The sequence below is a fragment of the Trichocoleus sp. DQ-U1 genome (assembly GCF_039961925.1).
Taxonomy (GTDB): Bacteria; Cyanobacteriota; Cyanobacteriia; order Cyanobacteriales; family FACHB-T130; genus FACHB-T130.
Genome location: NZ_JAMPKB010000013.1, coordinates 96648 through 113222 on the forward strand (window position 1 = coordinate 96648; position 16575 = coordinate 113222).

9 protein-coding genes and 1 tRNA gene are annotated in these 16575 nt (G+C 49.5%); 4 read left to right on the plus strand and 6 right to left on the minus strand.

Going from position 1 to position 16575, the window contains the following annotated elements; translation table 11 throughout:
• Positions 1 to 24: 24 nt before the first annotated feature.
• Positions 25 to 2202, minus strand: a complete 2178-nt coding sequence (locus NDI34_RS08035; protein WP_348232368.1) for a phosphodiester glycosidase family protein — start codon at positions 2200 to 2202, stop codon at positions 25 to 27.
• A gap of 788 nt (positions 2203 to 2990) precedes the next feature.
• On the opposite strand from NDI34_RS08035, the gene NDI34_RS08040 reads away from it, so the two are divergent.
• Positions 2991 to 7643, plus strand: a complete 4653-nt coding sequence (locus NDI34_RS08040) for a glutamate synthase-related protein (protein ID WP_348232369.1) — start codon at positions 2991 to 2993, stop codon at positions 7641 to 7643.
• A 237-nt stretch (positions 7644 to 7880) separates the two neighbouring features.
• Here NDI34_RS08040 and NDI34_RS08045 read toward each other — a convergent pair whose 3' ends face one another.
• The 4 genes from NDI34_RS08045 to NDI34_RS08060 all read right to left on the minus strand — a co-directional run bounded on the left by NDI34_RS08045 (position 7881) and on the right by NDI34_RS08060 (position 12619).
• Positions 7881 to 8858 carry a polysaccharide deacetylase family protein gene (locus NDI34_RS08045; protein WP_339380555.1) on the minus strand — a complete coding sequence of 326 codons (978 nt, stop codon included), beginning with the start codon at positions 8856 to 8858 and terminating at the stop codon, positions 7881 to 7883.
• Positions 8859 to 9215: 357 nt separating this feature from the next.
• Positions 9216 to 10802: a bifunctional pantoate--beta-alanine ligase/(d)CMP kinase gene (locus tag NDI34_RS08050; protein WP_190536995.1), complete on the minus strand. Its 1587-nt coding sequence runs from the start codon at positions 10800 to 10802 to the stop codon at positions 9216 to 9218.
• 177 nt (positions 10803 to 10979) lie between these two features.
• Positions 10980 to 12155, minus strand: coding sequence for a septal ring lytic transglycosylase RlpA family protein (locus NDI34_RS08055; protein WP_242034048.1), 1176 nt, complete (start codon positions 12153 to 12155; stop codon positions 10980 to 10982).
• Between the two features lie 305 nt (positions 12156 to 12460).
• Entirely contained in the window at positions 12461 to 12619 is a 159-nt protein-coding gene (locus NDI34_RS08060; RefSeq protein ID WP_190536997.1) for a hypothetical protein, read from the minus strand.
• On the opposite strand from NDI34_RS08060, the gene purM reads away from it, so the two are divergent.
• Positions 12618 to 13670 carry a phosphoribosylformylglycinamidine cyclo-ligase gene (gene purM, locus NDI34_RS08065; RefSeq protein ID WP_190984629.1) on the plus strand — a complete coding sequence of 351 codons (1053 nt, stop codon included), beginning with the start codon at positions 12618 to 12620 and terminating at the stop codon, positions 13668 to 13670. The two genes, NDI34_RS08060 and purM, sit on opposite strands and share 2 nt — an antisense overlap.
• A gap of 2 nt (positions 13671 to 13672) precedes the next feature.
• Here the strand turns inward: purM and NDI34_RS08070 are convergent.
• Positions 13673 to 13744: transfer RNA gene (locus NDI34_RS08070), tRNA-Cys, on the minus strand.
• Between the two features lie 360 nt (positions 13745 to 14104).
• Between NDI34_RS08070 and cpdA the strand changes: the two genes are divergently transcribed.
• The gene (gene cpdA, locus NDI34_RS08075; protein ID WP_190415375.1) at positions 14105 to 14902 is read left to right on the plus strand and encodes a 3',5'-cyclic-AMP phosphodiesterase; all 798 of its coding nucleotides are present in this window, start codon (positions 14105 to 14107) and stop codon (positions 14900 to 14902) included.
• 162 nt (positions 14903 to 15064) lie between these two features.
• Positions 15065 to 16267 carry a hypothetical protein gene (locus tag NDI34_RS08080; RefSeq protein WP_348232370.1) on the plus strand — a complete coding sequence of 401 codons (1203 nt, stop codon included), beginning with the start codon at positions 15065 to 15067 and terminating at the stop codon, positions 16265 to 16267.
• The last annotated feature ends 308 nt before the right edge of the window (positions 16268 to 16575 follow it).

Sequence of the window (16575 nt, forward strand, 5' to 3'; positions counted from 1 at the left end):
CGTAAAAAAATCCTAAATCAGCGACTACCGGGTGGGCTGGAAGAAGATACCAAGACCGTTGTGAACGCGGGCGGCACTGGAGGGAGGGCGATCTAGGAGCTGCCCCCCTAAGTAGAGGCTGGTAGAGCTGCCACCGTCGAGGTTGAGGGCGTCAATCACGCCCATTTTTTGCATCAGGGCAGCCATTTCTCTCAAGGTAGGCCCAGTTCCACCAACGCGATTGTGAACGGCAACAATCATTAGGTTGCCGTCTGCGGTCGTTCCAATTGCACTGCGAATTGCGGCTTGCTTATCAAAAGCGTCGCTAAATTGCTCGCCTTTGGCATTCAGCACAATTTGCCGATTTTGCAACAAAAGGGGACCAGCACCAACAATGTGCGGGTAGCGGTTAAAGTCACCAGGGACAGTAGCACCCTCTACCCATACTTTCGTACCAAGCGGGAGAGAAGCGGCTGGCCCTCGGTTGGCGCGGAGGGTGAGTAAGAAACCATTGCGGGGAATGGGAAAGGCAGTTTTACCCGCAATCCCTCCGGGTAGCAGGCTCGTGACTTGGTTGTTCTGGACAACGACAATGATTTCATCATCAATGAGCGGCGTGTAGGTTGCTCCCCACTCCGGGGTATAGCGGGAAATGCCTGCCTTGACGTAGCCACTGTTGAGGAAAAGAATTGGCAACCGCGCACCCGTTGCGGTCATTAAAGTTTCTTGGAGCGCCAGACGCCCAATTTTTACTGCTCCCGTATCATTCCAGGCGATCGCGCCTCGATTCAGAATCGGCCCGGATAACCAGCGCCCATCCCGCCGAATTGCGCCTAAAGGCAGCTGGTTCTTGCGATTAAAAAAGCCCCCGTTGACTGCCGCCGAGGCGTGCCACATCTGGGCTGTCTCGCTCAGGGGAGCGACTCCCACCATCTTGGAAGGATGGCTCCAGATCGGTTTCATCTTAAAAAAGGGCAAGTTGACATCCCCCTGAATACGGGGATTCAATATCAGCCCAACTACCGGAAATCGGGAAGAACCCAAACTCACATACTGCTGTCGCCAGCGGATTCCTTTCGCCCAAAGAATATCTCGCTCTACCATCGCCTCTGGTAGAAAATTGATAACCAATCGATTCGGGTTGGGTAGGGAGGAAAAGCGAGGAGACAGACCGGCTGGAATGTTGATACGGATTTGAGTTTGGTTCTGAATTGATTCCACCACTGGAGTCGGTAATTTCGAGCGATGGGGAAGTGGAACCATCAAGGGAATCTCTCCTTCTGTTTCCCTGTCCTTCTCTGCGACCTTCCCTTGCTTCGGAGCCTGTAGCAGTGGTACTCGTAGAGCGGAAGAAAAACGCTGGAGGAGAGAGGGAGTAGCCACTGCATCCATTGTGACGACTAATTCTTCACCCTCTTTTCTCACTTGCCACGGCGTCGGACGATCGATCTCGATCGTCATGCGCGAACCCCTCGGTTGCAGTGCTGGTTGAATATCTGCCACTTGCGCTGGCTTAGAGGAAATCAAGAGCTTGGTGCCCTTTACCTCCATCTTCCAACCGGCTCTCTGGGCGAAATCGGTAATATCTAGATAGCGATACGACCCCACTGCCTGCGTCGCTAACATTAGCGGCTCCGTTGCCGGTTGGGAAAACCACTGTACCGGCTGTCTGGTGACATCTCCAGTATTTAAAAGCTCTACCCCCAATGTTTGACTCATTCCGGCGTCGCTAATTCCGGTACGGACAGACTCTCCCACCCGCCACTGACTCCAAGTGGCTGGCAAGGTGCGACCGTTGATAGAAACTTGATAACCCAACCGAGAAATCTGAGGCGATGCTGAAGGCACCAACGCCTGTGTGGTTAGGGGCAATTCCGGTGCCGGTAATTTTTGAAGCTTCCCAGTGGGAGCTGCAACAGGCAACGCTTGACTGGGCAACTTGTTGGGCTTGCTGAGAGCGGCATAAAACTGTAATCCTTTGGGGGGAAGCTTGTGGGAGGCTACAGGTATCTGCTTGGCAGTCGGTGGTGCTATCTGGCTCTTTTCTTCGCTCTCCCGTGCCTTTAACACTGGCTCTTTAGTGCTTCCGACCGGGGAAGAAGTCGCCATGTAAACTGAGAGGGCAATAATGGACGGGAGCGAGAAAGCGATTAGGCGACCGGGGGCAATTATGCCCGCCACACCATCGAACGTCTCACTCTGTGACGTCGTTCTCCTGATCATTCGACAACATCAATAAAAATAGGGCGGCTCTTCTGTAGGGGCGTATTTGCCATACACCTGGATAGCGCTGGATGCGTGTCTACAGAGTCACGACTTCTAAAATAACTCAGCGCGTCAGCAGCACAACTATCAAAAAACAATGACTTTATCTTCTCAAGCCTGCTTTTTTAGCTTCATAATAAAAAGCATAACCGCAGGGTTCGGCAAGACGCTTTATTTAACAACTCAATAGGGCGAAGCATTCGCTCTCAAAGTAGCGGCTAAAAACATAGCCCAGTCTAGACTGGGGGTTGACGATAGCCCCTACAATTTGTTTGTTCTGGCTCTATGTCTTGGGGTCGCTTACCAGTCCCTTGACCAGCGTCGGGGATTTATATTAGGCGTCATTAAAAAATGATAAGATGTCTAATCCGTCACTCTTGCAGGCTGCCGGGATAGGAATCGGGTTAGAACGAGGTTCTTAACAGCACCTTGCGGGAAGCGATCGCTCTGACAACCAGTTTTGTCACCCTTGGCTCTAGCGCAAAAAAAGCAGAAAAAGTAGTAATGTCATTCAGTTGCAGCCTTCATGGTCAAATGGCATCTGTATCTAGATAAGTCAGGCTTTGGAGGCATCACCTAGTCTCGGCGAGAGAAGACTGAAATGAGTGTTTAAATACATTGACGACGAGTTTTGTCATCGTTTGACAATTTTTAATCCTGTTGTTTAGTAAAGTCTTGCCACAGGGTTAGCAACCTGAGAACGGGAAATTTGTATCAGTAAGTAAAGGAAAAACGTGGATCAGCTCATGGAGAACAGGAGTGTGAATGATAATCATCAATTACAGGGAACGCTAAAGGGGGCAGAAACCTCTCCTGGCCCGCGATGGTTGGTAGAGGAACGCGATGCCTGCGGCGTCGGCTTCATCGCCAATCCGCAGGGAACGCCAGAGCATGAATTAGTCGAGAAGTCTTTATCTGCCCTGGCTTGTCTGGAACACCGGGGCGGTTGTAGTGCTGACCAGGATTCTGGGGATGGAGCCGGTTTGATGACCGCCATTCCGTGGGAACTGTTGGGTGAATGGTTGGCAACTCAAAGCATAGAAATGCCCCCGACTCAGCAGACAGGGGTGGCAATGGTATTTTTACCCCAAGATACCGAAGCTGCCAGCAGAGCCAAGGACATTGTTCGGAAAACTCTCGAACAGGAAGAATTAACTGTCTTGGGATGGCGAGAGGTGCCAGTACAGCCCCAGGTGCTGGGGATACAGGCAAAAGAGAACCAGCCACGAATCGAGCAGCTGATCTGTACCTCGACCCATTTACAGGGCGATGAACTGGAACGAAAGTTGTATTTGGCTCGCTGCCGTATCAGCAAGGCACTCAAGGCCAATAGCGACCTCGATCTAGAATGGTCGGAAGATTTTTACGTCTGTTCGTTCTCTAGCCGCACCATCGTTTATAAGGGCATGGTGCGCTCCGCCGTGCTGGGAGAATTTTATACAGATTTAAAAAATCCAGTTTATAAGAGCGCCTTTGCGGTCTATCACCGACGCTTCAGCACCAACACCCTGCCCAAATGGCCTCTAGCCCAACCAATGCGGCTTTTGGGGCATAACGGCGAAATTAATACGCTGTTGGGAAATATTAACTGGATGATGGCACGAGAGGCAGAGCTGAAGCATCCGCTTTGGGGAGAACGCATCAACGACCTCAAGCCACTCGTTCATCTCGATAATAGCGACTCGGCAACTCTTGATAACGTACTAGAGTTACTGGTACGCACGGGTCGGAGTCCTCTAGAAGCCTTGACGATTATGGTGCCAGAGGCGTACCAAAATCAGCCGGAATTGTTGGAGCGTCCAGAAATTGTTAATTTTTATGAATATTACAACGGGCTTCAGGAACCTTGGGATGGCCCAGCACTGCTAGTATTCAGCGACGGGAAAAAAGTAGGGGCGACCCTCGACCGCAACGGTCTGCGACCGGCTCGATACAGCATCACGCGGGATGGCTACGTCGTCGTCGCTTCCGAAGCCGGTGTAGTCGATTTGCCCGAAGCAGAGATTCTGGAAAAAGGTCGCTTGGGGCCAGGTCAAATGATCGCCGTTGACCTGGAAACCCACGAAGTTCAAAAAAATTGGGAGATTAAGGAACGGATTGCGGCTACCCATCCTTATGGAGAGTGGCTAGCGTCTCACCGACAAAATCTAGCAGCGGAGCCTTTTGCACCAGAACCAAAGCTGGATAATCAAACCTTGCTGCGCCAGCAAATTGCCTTTGGCTACACCACTGAAGATGTGGAAATGATCATTGAGGAAATGGCGTCTTCTGGAAAAGAACCGACATTTTGCATGGGAGATGACATTCCCCTCGCAGTGCTGTCAGAAAAGCCGCATTTGCTTTATGACTATTTCAAGCAGCGCTTCGCCCAGGTGACAAATCCGCCAATTGACCCCCTGCGCGAAGGCATGGTGATGTCGCTATCGGTTTCTCTGGGTAAGCGGGGAAATCTCTTGGAAGTGAAACCAGAGTATGCCCGGTTGCTGAAGTTAGAGTCTCCGGTTCTGAATGAAGCACAACTAGAGCAAATCTGCGCTTCTTCTTTCGAGACAGAGCAGTTCTCAACGCTGTTTGAAATTGAGAAAGGGCCAGAAGGGCTAGAGGCAGCGGTTAGAAGCTTATGCGAAGCAGCGGCTCAAGCCGTCCGTGCTGGGAAAGAAATAATCATTCTAAGCGATCGCATAGCGAATGGTATTAGTGCCGAATCCAGCTATATTCCACCGCTCCTAGCTGTAGGGGCAGTACACCATCACTTGATCCAGCAGGGTCTGCGGACGAGGGCATCCCTAATTGTCGATACCGCTCAGTGTTGGAGTACGCACCACTTTGGTTGTCTAATTGGCTACGGTGCTTCTGCGGTTTGTCCTTATCTGTCTCTGGAAACCGTGCGTCATTGGTGGAGCGACAGCAAGACGCAAAATATGATGCAGCGGGGCAGAATCAAGAGTATTAGCTTAGAGCAGGCTCAAAAAAATTACTGCAAAGCGGTAGAAGCTGGATTGTTGAAAATTCTCTCAAAAATGGGGATTTCTCTACTGTCTAGCTATCAAGGGGCACAAATTTTTGAGGCTATTGGGATTGGAGGAGATTTGCTGAAGCTCGGCTTCGCGGGGACGGCGTCGCGCCTCGGTGGCTTGAGCGTAGCAGAACTTGCCCAAGAAGTGATGTCCTTCCATTCGGCGGCGTTCCCAGAAGTGCCGCGCAAAAAGCTGGAAAACTGTGGCTTTGTGCAGTACCGTCCGGGGGGCGAGTACCACATGAACAGCCCGGAAGTTGCCAAGTCGCTGCATCAGGCGGTGAAGAATCCGCAGTACGACCACTACGAAGTTTATCAAAAGCACTTGCAAGGGCGACCCGTAACGGCGCTCAGAGATTTGCTGGATCTAGAAAGCGATCGCGCCCCTATTCCACTGGCAGAAGTAGAGCCAGTCGAGGAAATTTTCAAGCGTTTCGCTACAGGTGGGATGTCTCTAGGGGCATTGTCGCGGGAAGCGCACGAAACCCTCGCGATCGCCATGAACCGCATCGGCGGTAAATCCAACTCTGGTGAAGGCGGCGAAGACCCAGTTCGTTACAAAGTCCTCGATGATGTCGATGAAATGGGTCATTCCCAGGTCTTACCGCATCTGAAAGGATTAAGGAATGGGGATACGGCTTCTTCTTCGATTAAGCAGGTTGCTAGCGGTCGCTTTGGCGTCACCCCTGAGTACCTGATGAGCGCCAAGCAAATTGAAATCAAAATCGCTCAAGGTGCCAAGCCGGGAGAAGGCGGTCAGCTACCGGGGACAAAAGTTAGCCCTTACATCGCCATGCTGCGCCGTTCCAAGCCTGGGGTGACGTTGATTTCGCCGCCGCCGCACCACGATATCTATTCCATTGAAGATTTGGCGCAGTTAATTTTTGACTTGCACCAAATTAACCCGAAAGCGGGAGTATCGGTGAAGCTGGTAGCAGAAGTTGGCATCGGTACCATCGCGGCTGGGGTCGCCAAAGCAAATGCCGATATTATCCAGATATCCGGTCACGATGGGGGTACGGGCGCTTCTCCGCTGTCGTCGATTAAACACGCCGGAAGCCCTTGGGAACTGGGGTTAACCGAAGTGCATCGCGTCCTCATGGAAAACAGCTTGCGCGATCGCGTGATTCTGCGAGTAGACGGTGGCTTTAAGAGTGGCTGGGATGTCGTTATTGCCGCTTTAATGGGCGGAGAAGAATACGGTTTCGGCTCAATTGCTATGATTGCCGAAGGCTGCATTATGGCGCGGATTTGTCATACCAATAACTGCCCAGTAGGCGTAGCTTCTCAGCAAGAAAACTTGCGGAAGCGCTTCCCCGGAATGCCAGAACACGTCGTCAACTTCTTCTACTTTGCGGCAGAAGAAGTGCGGAGTCTCTTGGCACGGTTGGGATATCGGTCGCTCAACGACATCATTGGTCGAGCCGACCTCTTGAAGGTGCGCCCAACGAAACTCACCAAGACACAGGCGCTGAATCTAGATTGCCTGACCCGTCTTCCCGATACCCGCGAAGACCGTTCCTGGCTGGTTCACGAGGCAGTTCATAGCAATGGCTCGGTTTTGGACGATCAACTGCTCAACGACCCGGAAGTTAAGGATGCGATCGCAAATCAGTCGAGCGTGACCAAAGCTGTAACCGTGGTAAATACAGACCGGACAGTTGGGGCAAGGATTGCCGGAGCGATCGCATCTCAATATGGAAACACCGGCTGGAGTGGCAGTCTTACCCTCAACTTCCAAGGCAGTGTGGGTCAAAGTTTTGGTGCCTTCAACCTCCCTGGCATCACTCTCAACCTGGAAGGTGAGGCAAATGACTACGTAGGCAAGGGGATGCATGGTGGCGAAATTGTCATCAAGCCGCCCCAGTCAGCCACCTACGATCCAGCCCAAAACGTGATTGTCGGCAACACCTGTCTCTACGGTGCCACGGGCGGCATCATGCTTGCCAATGGTCAAGCTGGTGAGCGCTTTGCCGTTCGCAATTCCAAGGGCATGGCGGTGATCGAAGGTGCAGGCGACCACTGTTGCGAATACATGACTGGCGGCGCGATTGTCGTCTTGGGCAGAGTCGGACGCAATGTGGGCGCGGGGATGACCGGGGGTTTAGCTTACTTCCTCGATGAGGATGGCAGCTTTACATCGAAGGTAAACCCAGAAATTGTCAAGCTGCAACGAGTCAGGACACCTGCCGGTGAGCAACAACTCAAAGAGCTGATTGAGCTGCACGCCGAACGTACAGGTAGCCAGAAAGCGAAAGATATTTTAGCCAACTGGGCTGAGTCTCTAGCCAAATTCTGGCAAGTTGTGCCTCCTTCCGAGGCTGATTCTCCAGAAGCCAATCCTGAAGCAACACCAGAAAAGGTGCTTAGCTCGGTGCAGTAAGCACTAAAAAGTCAAGGGGAACTATCGGGTTCCCCTTACCAGCATCATAGAGAAGAAATTTTCTCTATAAATTCTATAAATGCCGCTACATCGTACAGGTCAGCAGTAATGAAAGTGATGATTGATGAGTGAAAATAAATTTCTTTAATTCAAGGCTCACCACTCAAAACTCAAAACTTTTTCCCAATCACCAGCCACCTCTGTATCGTGCCTGAAAAGAGGGAATATTCTCTTCCCTTATTCAGGTTTTGGAACAGCCGATTGAACTTTCGGAGGAACTCGTTTAGCAGCGGCTGCCAACTTAACTTCTTTGTCTTGCATCTCCATCAGTTCTGGCACCGTGACAAACCTGTAGCCACGCTTTTTGTATTCGGTGATTAATTGGGGTAAAGCCCGCACCGTGTGGTCTCGATTGCCACCTCCATCGTGCATCAGGACAATTCCGCCTGGTGTGATTCCAGTTAGCGCGTGCTTGATGAATAATGGCACCGAAGGACGGCTATAGTCTCTTGAATCAGAAGACCACATCACAACCGCGTAGTTCTTCTTATGGGCGTAGGCGGCTAATCCGTTTTTAAGATGACCACCGGGTGGACGAAATAGAGTTGTCTTGATGCCTGTAGTTTGATAAATCATGTCGGATGTACGGTCAATTTCACTGGAAGCTCCAGTTTCGTTGAAGCGATGGTAAAGGTGGCTCCAAGTGTGATTGCCGATCGCGTGACCATCCAGGGAAACTTGACGCGCCAAATGGGGAAAATTTTTCACGTTCTTCCCCACCATAAAGAACGTTGCCTTGATGTTATTTTTCTTGAGGATTTCCAGCACTTCCAACGTGCTTTTAGGCCAAGGTCCGTCATCAAATGTCAGGGCGATAACTTTCTCTTTGCTGCTGAGTGTTACTTCCTGAAAGGTTTTGCCCTGAAATTGCGTAGGTACAGAAACCATCAGGCGTCTGTCTTGTGCCTCCTGTTCCAATCGAGAGAATACCTTTACAAATGCCTCATCTCGCTGTGCCTTTAAAGCTTGGATATCAATGCCACTTTTTTCGGGGGTGTGATGCCCCATTTTTTCAGTAGGGGATAGAAGAATTTCTGGATCGCTACCTTGTGGGTTTACTGGCAACATGAGACCAGCAATAAAACTACTAGCAGCCGCAGCCAGAGCAATTAATGTTGTTTTTTCCCGCCAGAGAAATCTGTCATACTTTGCCACGTTAAGTCCCCTCCACTCCTCCTTTCATCCGGGCGGCAATTCATCTGCCGCCACTTCCAGACACCATGCTTCTCAAAAATTTTTTCACAACTAGCGGCGCAACTTGCGCGAGCAAGACTGCTAGCTAGAGGACGTGCGTCTACTGTCCTTTGTTCGTCTCTAGAATCCCTGTCTAGAGCGCTAAAAGCTAGAAACTATATCATTTATCGTTAAATTGCTTATTTTTTGTACAGGGCAGTGAAGTCTGCCCTGTTGCAGGCTACAGCAGAATACTCACCAACCAGAAGTTAATCCGGGTTAAAGTTAGTTTTTACTGACCTTGTATTTTTGTTAAACCGTACATTCAGAAAGCAGCCGCTAGACAGGCACAGACAGCCTTTGATGATAAAGGCTGACAATTTGTGCAGTGACTTCGGCTATGCTCAGACCGTCGGTTTGGATCTCGATGGCATCGGCTGCCTTTCGCAGGGGTGCCAAGGCGCGGGTACTATCGCGGGTATCGCGTTCTTGAATGTCCCGCTCTAACTGCTCTAAACTGACTTCTGGCTGAGCTTGGTTTTTCAGGTCTTGCTGACGGCGTTGCGCCCGTGCTTGAGCGGAGGCGGTTAAGAAGATTTTGAGTTCCGCATCCGGGAAAACGTGGGTGCCGATGTCGCGTCCTTCGGCGACGACGCCTCCTTTTACTCCCCAGCGCTGCTGTTGTTTTACGAGTTCTCGGCGGACGTAGGGTTGAGCAGCGATCGCTGATACTTGAGCTGTGACTTCTCGCGAGCGAATCGCCTGGGTGACTTCCCGATCGTGAATCCAAACCCGCACTGGCGTCTGGAGGTCGTCACTGGTGCTTAGCTGAATCTGAGAACCACTCGCTAATTCGGCGATCGCGGGTTCATCTTTGACGCTGGTTCCTGATTCCAGAACCAGCCAAGTCAGGGCGCGGTACATCGCCCCCGTGTCTAAATAAAGTAGTCCTAAAGACTGGGCAACCGTGCGGGCTACGGTCGATTTTCCTGCTCCGGCAGGGCCATCAATCGCCAGAATCGGCTGGCGATCGCGCAAAGTTACATTATCAATCAAACGGGTTGTTCCTAGCCGCGCCGCGATGCTTAACAGTCCCGCCTCGTCAACTTTTTCCAATCGCATGAGAGTTGTTGGGTGAACCAGTTCAATATACTCGATCTGTACCTCTGGGACGAGTGCAAATTCCTTTTGAGCTGCCTCAATGAGAACAATGCGATCGCGATCGCCCGATTTAAATTTCTTCTGCGCTTGCTGTAAGCCGCGATACAAGACAGACGCCTGCTCTTTCTGTTCAGCACTTAGATACTGATTGCGGGATGAGAGTGCCAGTCCCGACGCCTCCCTGACGATTGGACACCCAACAATCTCTACCGGCAAATTGAGATCCGCCACCAGACGCCGGATAATCGCCAGTTGCTGGGCATCTTTCTCGCCAAAATAAGCATGAGTCGGTTGTACCAGGTTCAATAGCTTCGCCACCACTGTCGCCACTCCCTGAAAGTGTCCGGGACGAGAGCGACCGCACAACAATGAGGTCATGCTCTCCGGTGGAACTACCTGAGTTAAGTCATTGGGAATGGGTAATTGGGAATCGGGAACAGGCGCAAGCGTCCTTCCCACATTCCTCATTCCGTACATTTCTTCAGGAGCGGGGGCAAAAATCGCATCTACCCCCGCTTGTTCGCACAATTGCCAATCCTGCTCTAGCCGACGAGGATATTGTTGAAAATCCTCTGTCGGGCCAAACTGTAACGGATTTACGAAGATGCTGACGATGACCCGATCGTTGTCGCGTCGAGCGTGTTGGATTAAGCTAAGATGCCCTGCGTGCAATGCTCCCATTGTCGGTACAAAACCGATTTTCAAGGGATGCCGGTATAAATCCAAGTAGCAGTGCAATCCAGCAGTTGTCGTAAACAGGCGCACCAAACCCCCCTTTTTTGGTTGTTAGTGGTTAGTAATTGGTTTTCGAGCAACTAACTACTAACCACTAACACTACTCTCTGCCCAGTAGTCTATCTCCAGAAAAGAGGATTGGGCGTTTTAGGTGAACAGGAGGTTCAATGTCAAGAGTCTGGGCTTAACACCTTTGTGGCTAAAAGTTTAGTTGTCATCAACTGCTACCTTCTGCGGTTTGCCCAGAATTTCTACACGCACGGGTGCCACACCACTGCTGATCATGCCTAGAACTCTAGCAGCCCCGGCTGACACGTCAATGATCCGACCCCGGATAAAAGGCCCCCGATCGTTGATTCGCACAATGACAGAACGCCCGTTGTTTGTGTTAGTCACGCGCACTTGGGTTCCGAAAGGTAAGGTACGGTGAGCCGCGGTCATTGCATTCTCATTGAATCTTTCACCGCTGGCACTTTGAGTGCCATTGCCAGCGTAACCATACCAGGATGCCATGCCCTTAAGCTCGGAGATGACTGGTCTGTAGGCAATGGCGTTCGATGGTTGTTGCACGACGCGCGATCGCTCGTTCGCGACTCTGGAAGAGCTAGGGCGCTTGGCAATCTGGCGCGGCTTGGGCTTAGATACGGGTATACCTGCAATTGCCCGTAGCGGCGGCGCGTTCCCCATCAGGCGTCTCAGCCGATTGGTTGCTTGTAAGGCATCGGTGGCAACGTTACGAGTGGTGTCGGGCAATCTTGTTTTCCCGTTCACTTCCACCAGTTCCTCGCCATTCACTTTAATGCTGTAGTTGCTCTTGTCACCATTCCAAACGACTGCGATCGCTTTCGCATCCACTTGCTCTCGGCTCAACTGATTCAGCTTCGCAGCAACAGTAGTGGCTCGCCAAACCGGATTGTCTTGAGAAGTGTTGGCATCCGCTTGACGCGACCCGTCTGAAGTTCTCAGGGCTTCCCCTACTTTCGTGCTTTCTGCGGGAGCTTGACGGGAGCCGAGAAAGGTTAAAACTGGAATACTGCGGACATAGAGTGTTGCTGCCTGATACCCGTTTAACTCATGGGGAAGAATTTTAGCAACAACCGCCCGATCCATTGCACTTGGACAAGGTTTTACTAAGCAACGGAGTGCGGATTGAGACTGGTATTCTCCCAATTTGACACCGTTGGTCGGCTGAAGGTTTGACGGTGTTGAGAGTAAGGGCGAAGAGACTGCTTGCCGAAGGTCGTTTTTAGTTACTCTCGATTTGCTTGTCTGTTGCGCCTGAGAAACACGGGATTCGGAAGCTTGGTTAACCCCCTTGATTGACTCCGCATAACTAGATGTAGTCGTACCCAGGAGGGCAGTCGTTAAAAGGGTTGCAAACATTCCGAAACAAAATCTTTGGTTCATAGAGTCCTTGTGAAAAGTACTGGGAGGTCGAGCTTAGAGCCAAATGCCAGTGGTAGCGCCAGACGGCTCATTTGCCCAATCGATAACTCGTACTCGTTCTGTGTTCACCCTGGTCTGTGGAACTGCAACAGACTACCATGAAGTTTTTGAAAAGGGGATCGGGGATTTCCTCTAGGAAGCAACAACTTTATGAAACCTTCACACAGTAATTTCCGAAAAAATGCGGTTATGATGTTGAAGTCAATATGGTTTGAGACAAAAATCAGGTTTCCGGAACTTTATCAGAACTTCACAAACGAGGAAGCCAGTTTGTGAATAATTGGTGAAGCAATCGGGGCATAGTGCTGCCCAACGGTACAAAATTGCGATCGCTGTCCTATCTGTCGCCTTAGCCAAGTAAAATACGTCTCTTGATCGCTGCTGAACAGGTTTGAATTCATGGATTATCGAGACGCTGGTGTAGATGTTGAGGCGGGGCGGAGTTTTGTAGAGAAAATCCGCAGTTTGGTGAAAAGTACGCACCGCTCAGAAGTATTGGGTGGTTTAGGCGGCTTTAGTGGTTGGTTTCAGTTGCCAACTGGATACAAAGAGCCGGTTTTGGTTTCAGGGACGGATGGCGTAGGCACCAAGCTAAAACTCGCCCATCAGCTCAACTTTCACCACACCGTGGGAATTGACCTTGTAGCAATGTGCGTCAACGATGTGTTGACGTGTGGCGCAGAACCGTTATTTTTTCTGGATTATTTAGCCACAGGGCAACTAAACCCAGAGCAGCTGACTCAGGTGGTTGATGGCATCGCTGCGGGATGTCGCGAGTCGGGGTGTGCCCTCCTGGGAGGAGAAACCGCAGAAATGCCGGGTTTTTACCAACTGGGCGAGTATGACTTGGCGGGTTTTTGTGTGGGGATTGTAGAAAAGAGCCAGATATTGGATGGTTCTCTGGTGAAAGAGGGAGATGTCGCGATCGCGCTTGCGAGCCAAGGTATCCACAGCAATGGCTTTAGTCTAGTGCGGAAGATTGTTGAACGTAGCGGCGTTGACTTGCACGCCTCCCCAACCGATGTCAGGGGGGAAGGCTTTGCGCTTTTAGACGGTAAGAATTTTGGGGAAGTTTTATTAACTCCCACCCGGATTTACGTCAAACCCGTTTTAGCAGCACGGAAGGCTGGGCTTGACATTCATGGCATGGCTCACATCACGGGTGGCGGCTTGCCAGAAAACTTACCTCGCTGTATTGGTGCCGATCTATCCATCCAGATCGATCTTCAATCGTGGGAGATTCCACCTATTTTTAACTGGCTTGCTGACGCTGGTGAAGTCAAACCCGCCGATATGTTTAATACTTTCAATATGGGCATCGGTTTTGTAGTCCTTGTGCCCCCAAACCAAGCCGACCAAACCATCAGCTGGTTTGAATCCCAAAATATCCCCGCCTATGCCATCGGCAAAGCGATCGCTGGTAGCGGGGGTCTGATTGGAATCCCAGATTAAAAAGGCGGCACCCGGATTTGAACCGGGGGATAAAGGTTTTGCAGACCTCTGCCTTACCACTTGGCTATGCCGCCGCAATTGCAGATTCTTAGTATACCAAAATTTTTTCCGGACGCATTGACTCTGTACGAATTGGAAGACTAGTCGCTATATTCAAAGCTGATGCAGGTTATCTGATGTGATGACGATCACAGGAACGGGGTTCCTAGATCGCAAGTCTTTGATGATCTGAAACGCTAATCTAATACGAATCTCCAAATGTAAGTGGATTTACGGAATGGTTGACGTTCGCCTACTGCTGGGGAAGTTCGTCAGCTTTGGTTATCTCTAAGCGGAGAATCGCCTTGGTTTGACCAAAAACAGCCATCTGGGTGTACTGACTTGCTAAGTATTTTTTTGAGCAGCGACCAGAATACCTTTTCATTACAGAAACTATGACTCAAGCCAACCCGCTTCTGATTGCTCAAATTACAGACATTCACTTGTTCGCAGATACCAAAAAGGAATTGCTAGGGCTTCCTACTGCCAAGTCTTTTGATGTAGTTTTAGAGCAATTGCACCGAATGTGCCCTCAGCCGGATTTGCTATTGCTAACAGGAGATTTGTCCCAAGATGGTAAGCCGCAATCTTACACGCGGTTGGCAGAACTGCTGAGTCCTCTGGGAATTCCTACTTACTGGCTACCGGGCAACCATGACCAACCATTGGTTATGCAAGAGGTATTAAATGAGGCTCCGATTTGTCCGGAGAAGTCGTTTGAAGCGGGAGGGTGGCAGTTTTTATTGCTCAATTCTCACGTACCAGGTTGCGTCTATGGCAAACTATCTTCAGAAAGCTTAGTTTGGCTAGACCAGCAGCTACAGCGTGCAGATAAACGTCCTACCCTAATTGCTTTACACCATCCCCCTTTTGTCGTCGATTCCGATTGGCTGGATGGCAGTTCATTACAAAATTCAGAGGAACTATTTGCTGTCATCGATCGCCATTCTCAGGTGCGGTTGGTTGTTTTTGGTCATATTCATCAAGAATTTTATCGGCGGCGCGGTGAGGTTCATTACTTGGGTAGTCCCTCTACGTCAATTCAGTTTGAACCGCATAGCCACCAGTTTTCCTTAGATGAGGAAGCGCCAGGATTTCGTTTATTTAATCTGTATCCAGATGGCAGGATTGAAACTAGGGTGGAACGGGTTGCTTACGCGCATGAGTTGGATTTGGCAGCTACTGGTTATTAGGATAGAAGTTGGTATTTTTAAAAACCCGTTTTCTTGAAGAAAGCGGGTTTTTTTTGACGCGCTCACGCTTCCAAGCGATTATTTTTACTGACAATAGTTGCGCGATCGCTTGCAACATAGGTGAAAACACTGAGCCATTGTTTGCTGAGAGGGGGATATCCTTTGAGTCAAGGGTTACATCCCACCTCTACTCCCCCATTACTTATGACTCAACCAAATCTTCTGAAACTTACCAAGAAAAAGCTTCCAAATCTTCGCTGGTATGCTTGGTTTCCTTACCCCAGTTCTTGGCTGAAAGCTTTTGTTTTAATTCTGTTAATGAGCGGACTTACCGCAATTGTCAGGATGACTAACACTGTCGGCTACGTTACAGCGAGAATTGTAGATAGCCCATCGCTGTTTAGTGTTTTTGGAATACTGGCACTGCTATCTCCAATTGCTGCGATTGCGTTTGCTCATCACTTCTTACATTTGTTTATCAATCAATTTTTCCCATCAATTCAGGCACCAGAAGTAGGCAAAATTCAAGGATTAAGACCAGGACTGCTCAGTTGGTGGGAAGGATTATATGGTTGGTTAGCGATTGTTTTGGCTACCTTAATAACCCTAATTCTATTTATATTTTTTCTGCCTTTATTCAACCTCAGTTACAATACTCTATATGTTAATAATAATCGTTGGTCTGAAACAATACAGGCAATAATAGCTGTTTTTTGGATTTCTAGTGCCGCATTTATATACCAAATTGATTTTTTAATGAAACAGCGCTTGATTTCTATTTATTCTTTTAATAATAAAGCTGGTAGCGTTAGCTCAAATCTTGATCTAAACTCGGAAATAGAAGTCGATCGTTCTCGAGGAGATATAGGCATCACCAAAATGAGAGGAACGGTCAAACCCAAAAATCAAAGTAGCTCAAAAGGCTGGCAAAAACACCAAAAAACATTAAAAAATTTATTAATAATTTCTTTAATTCCCCTAGTAGCAGCTGGAAGCTTTTGGTTGGGGAAGTGGTCAGAATCAAGAGAAAATATACCTCTTGCTGCTGTCTCTACAGCTCCATCGCCAGTGCTATCTGAACCAATAGAAGCTATACCAAGTGTTACTACGGCTGAAACTCCAGAAACTCAGATAGAACCTTTCCAGCAGGCAGTTAACAAAGCAATGAAGGCCGCCAAACTCACCCAAACAGCTCAGTTTAAAGCTGACTGGGATGCGATTGTGAGTCAGTGGCAAGAAGCGATCGCGTTAATGAAAGCTGTACCGCTTGAAAGTGCGAATTATCAGGTAGCTCAGAAAAAAGCAGTCGAGTATCAAAGTAACTTAGCTTATGCTAAGCAACGAGCAGCTAATTCTTATAAATAAGTTCTGGAATAAAGCGATCGCTTTTGAATGGAAAGCGATCGCTTTCTTTTTAATCTCCAGTGACAAAGGCACGCTACTGGCACTTACTACTCGACTTCACTAAAACGATCGATATTTCAAAAGCTGATAGATAAAGCAATTTTGAGCGATTTTGCAGGAGTTTATTCGCTGGCTTGCCAATGCACGAAAGGACGCCCAGATGCCACGGTTTTAGAAACAATCTTGGTATAGCCAGGAACCCAATCGAGATTCACGCGAAAATAGACTTTGCCATTGCGAAACTCGAAGCTATAGGAGTGTAAATCTGG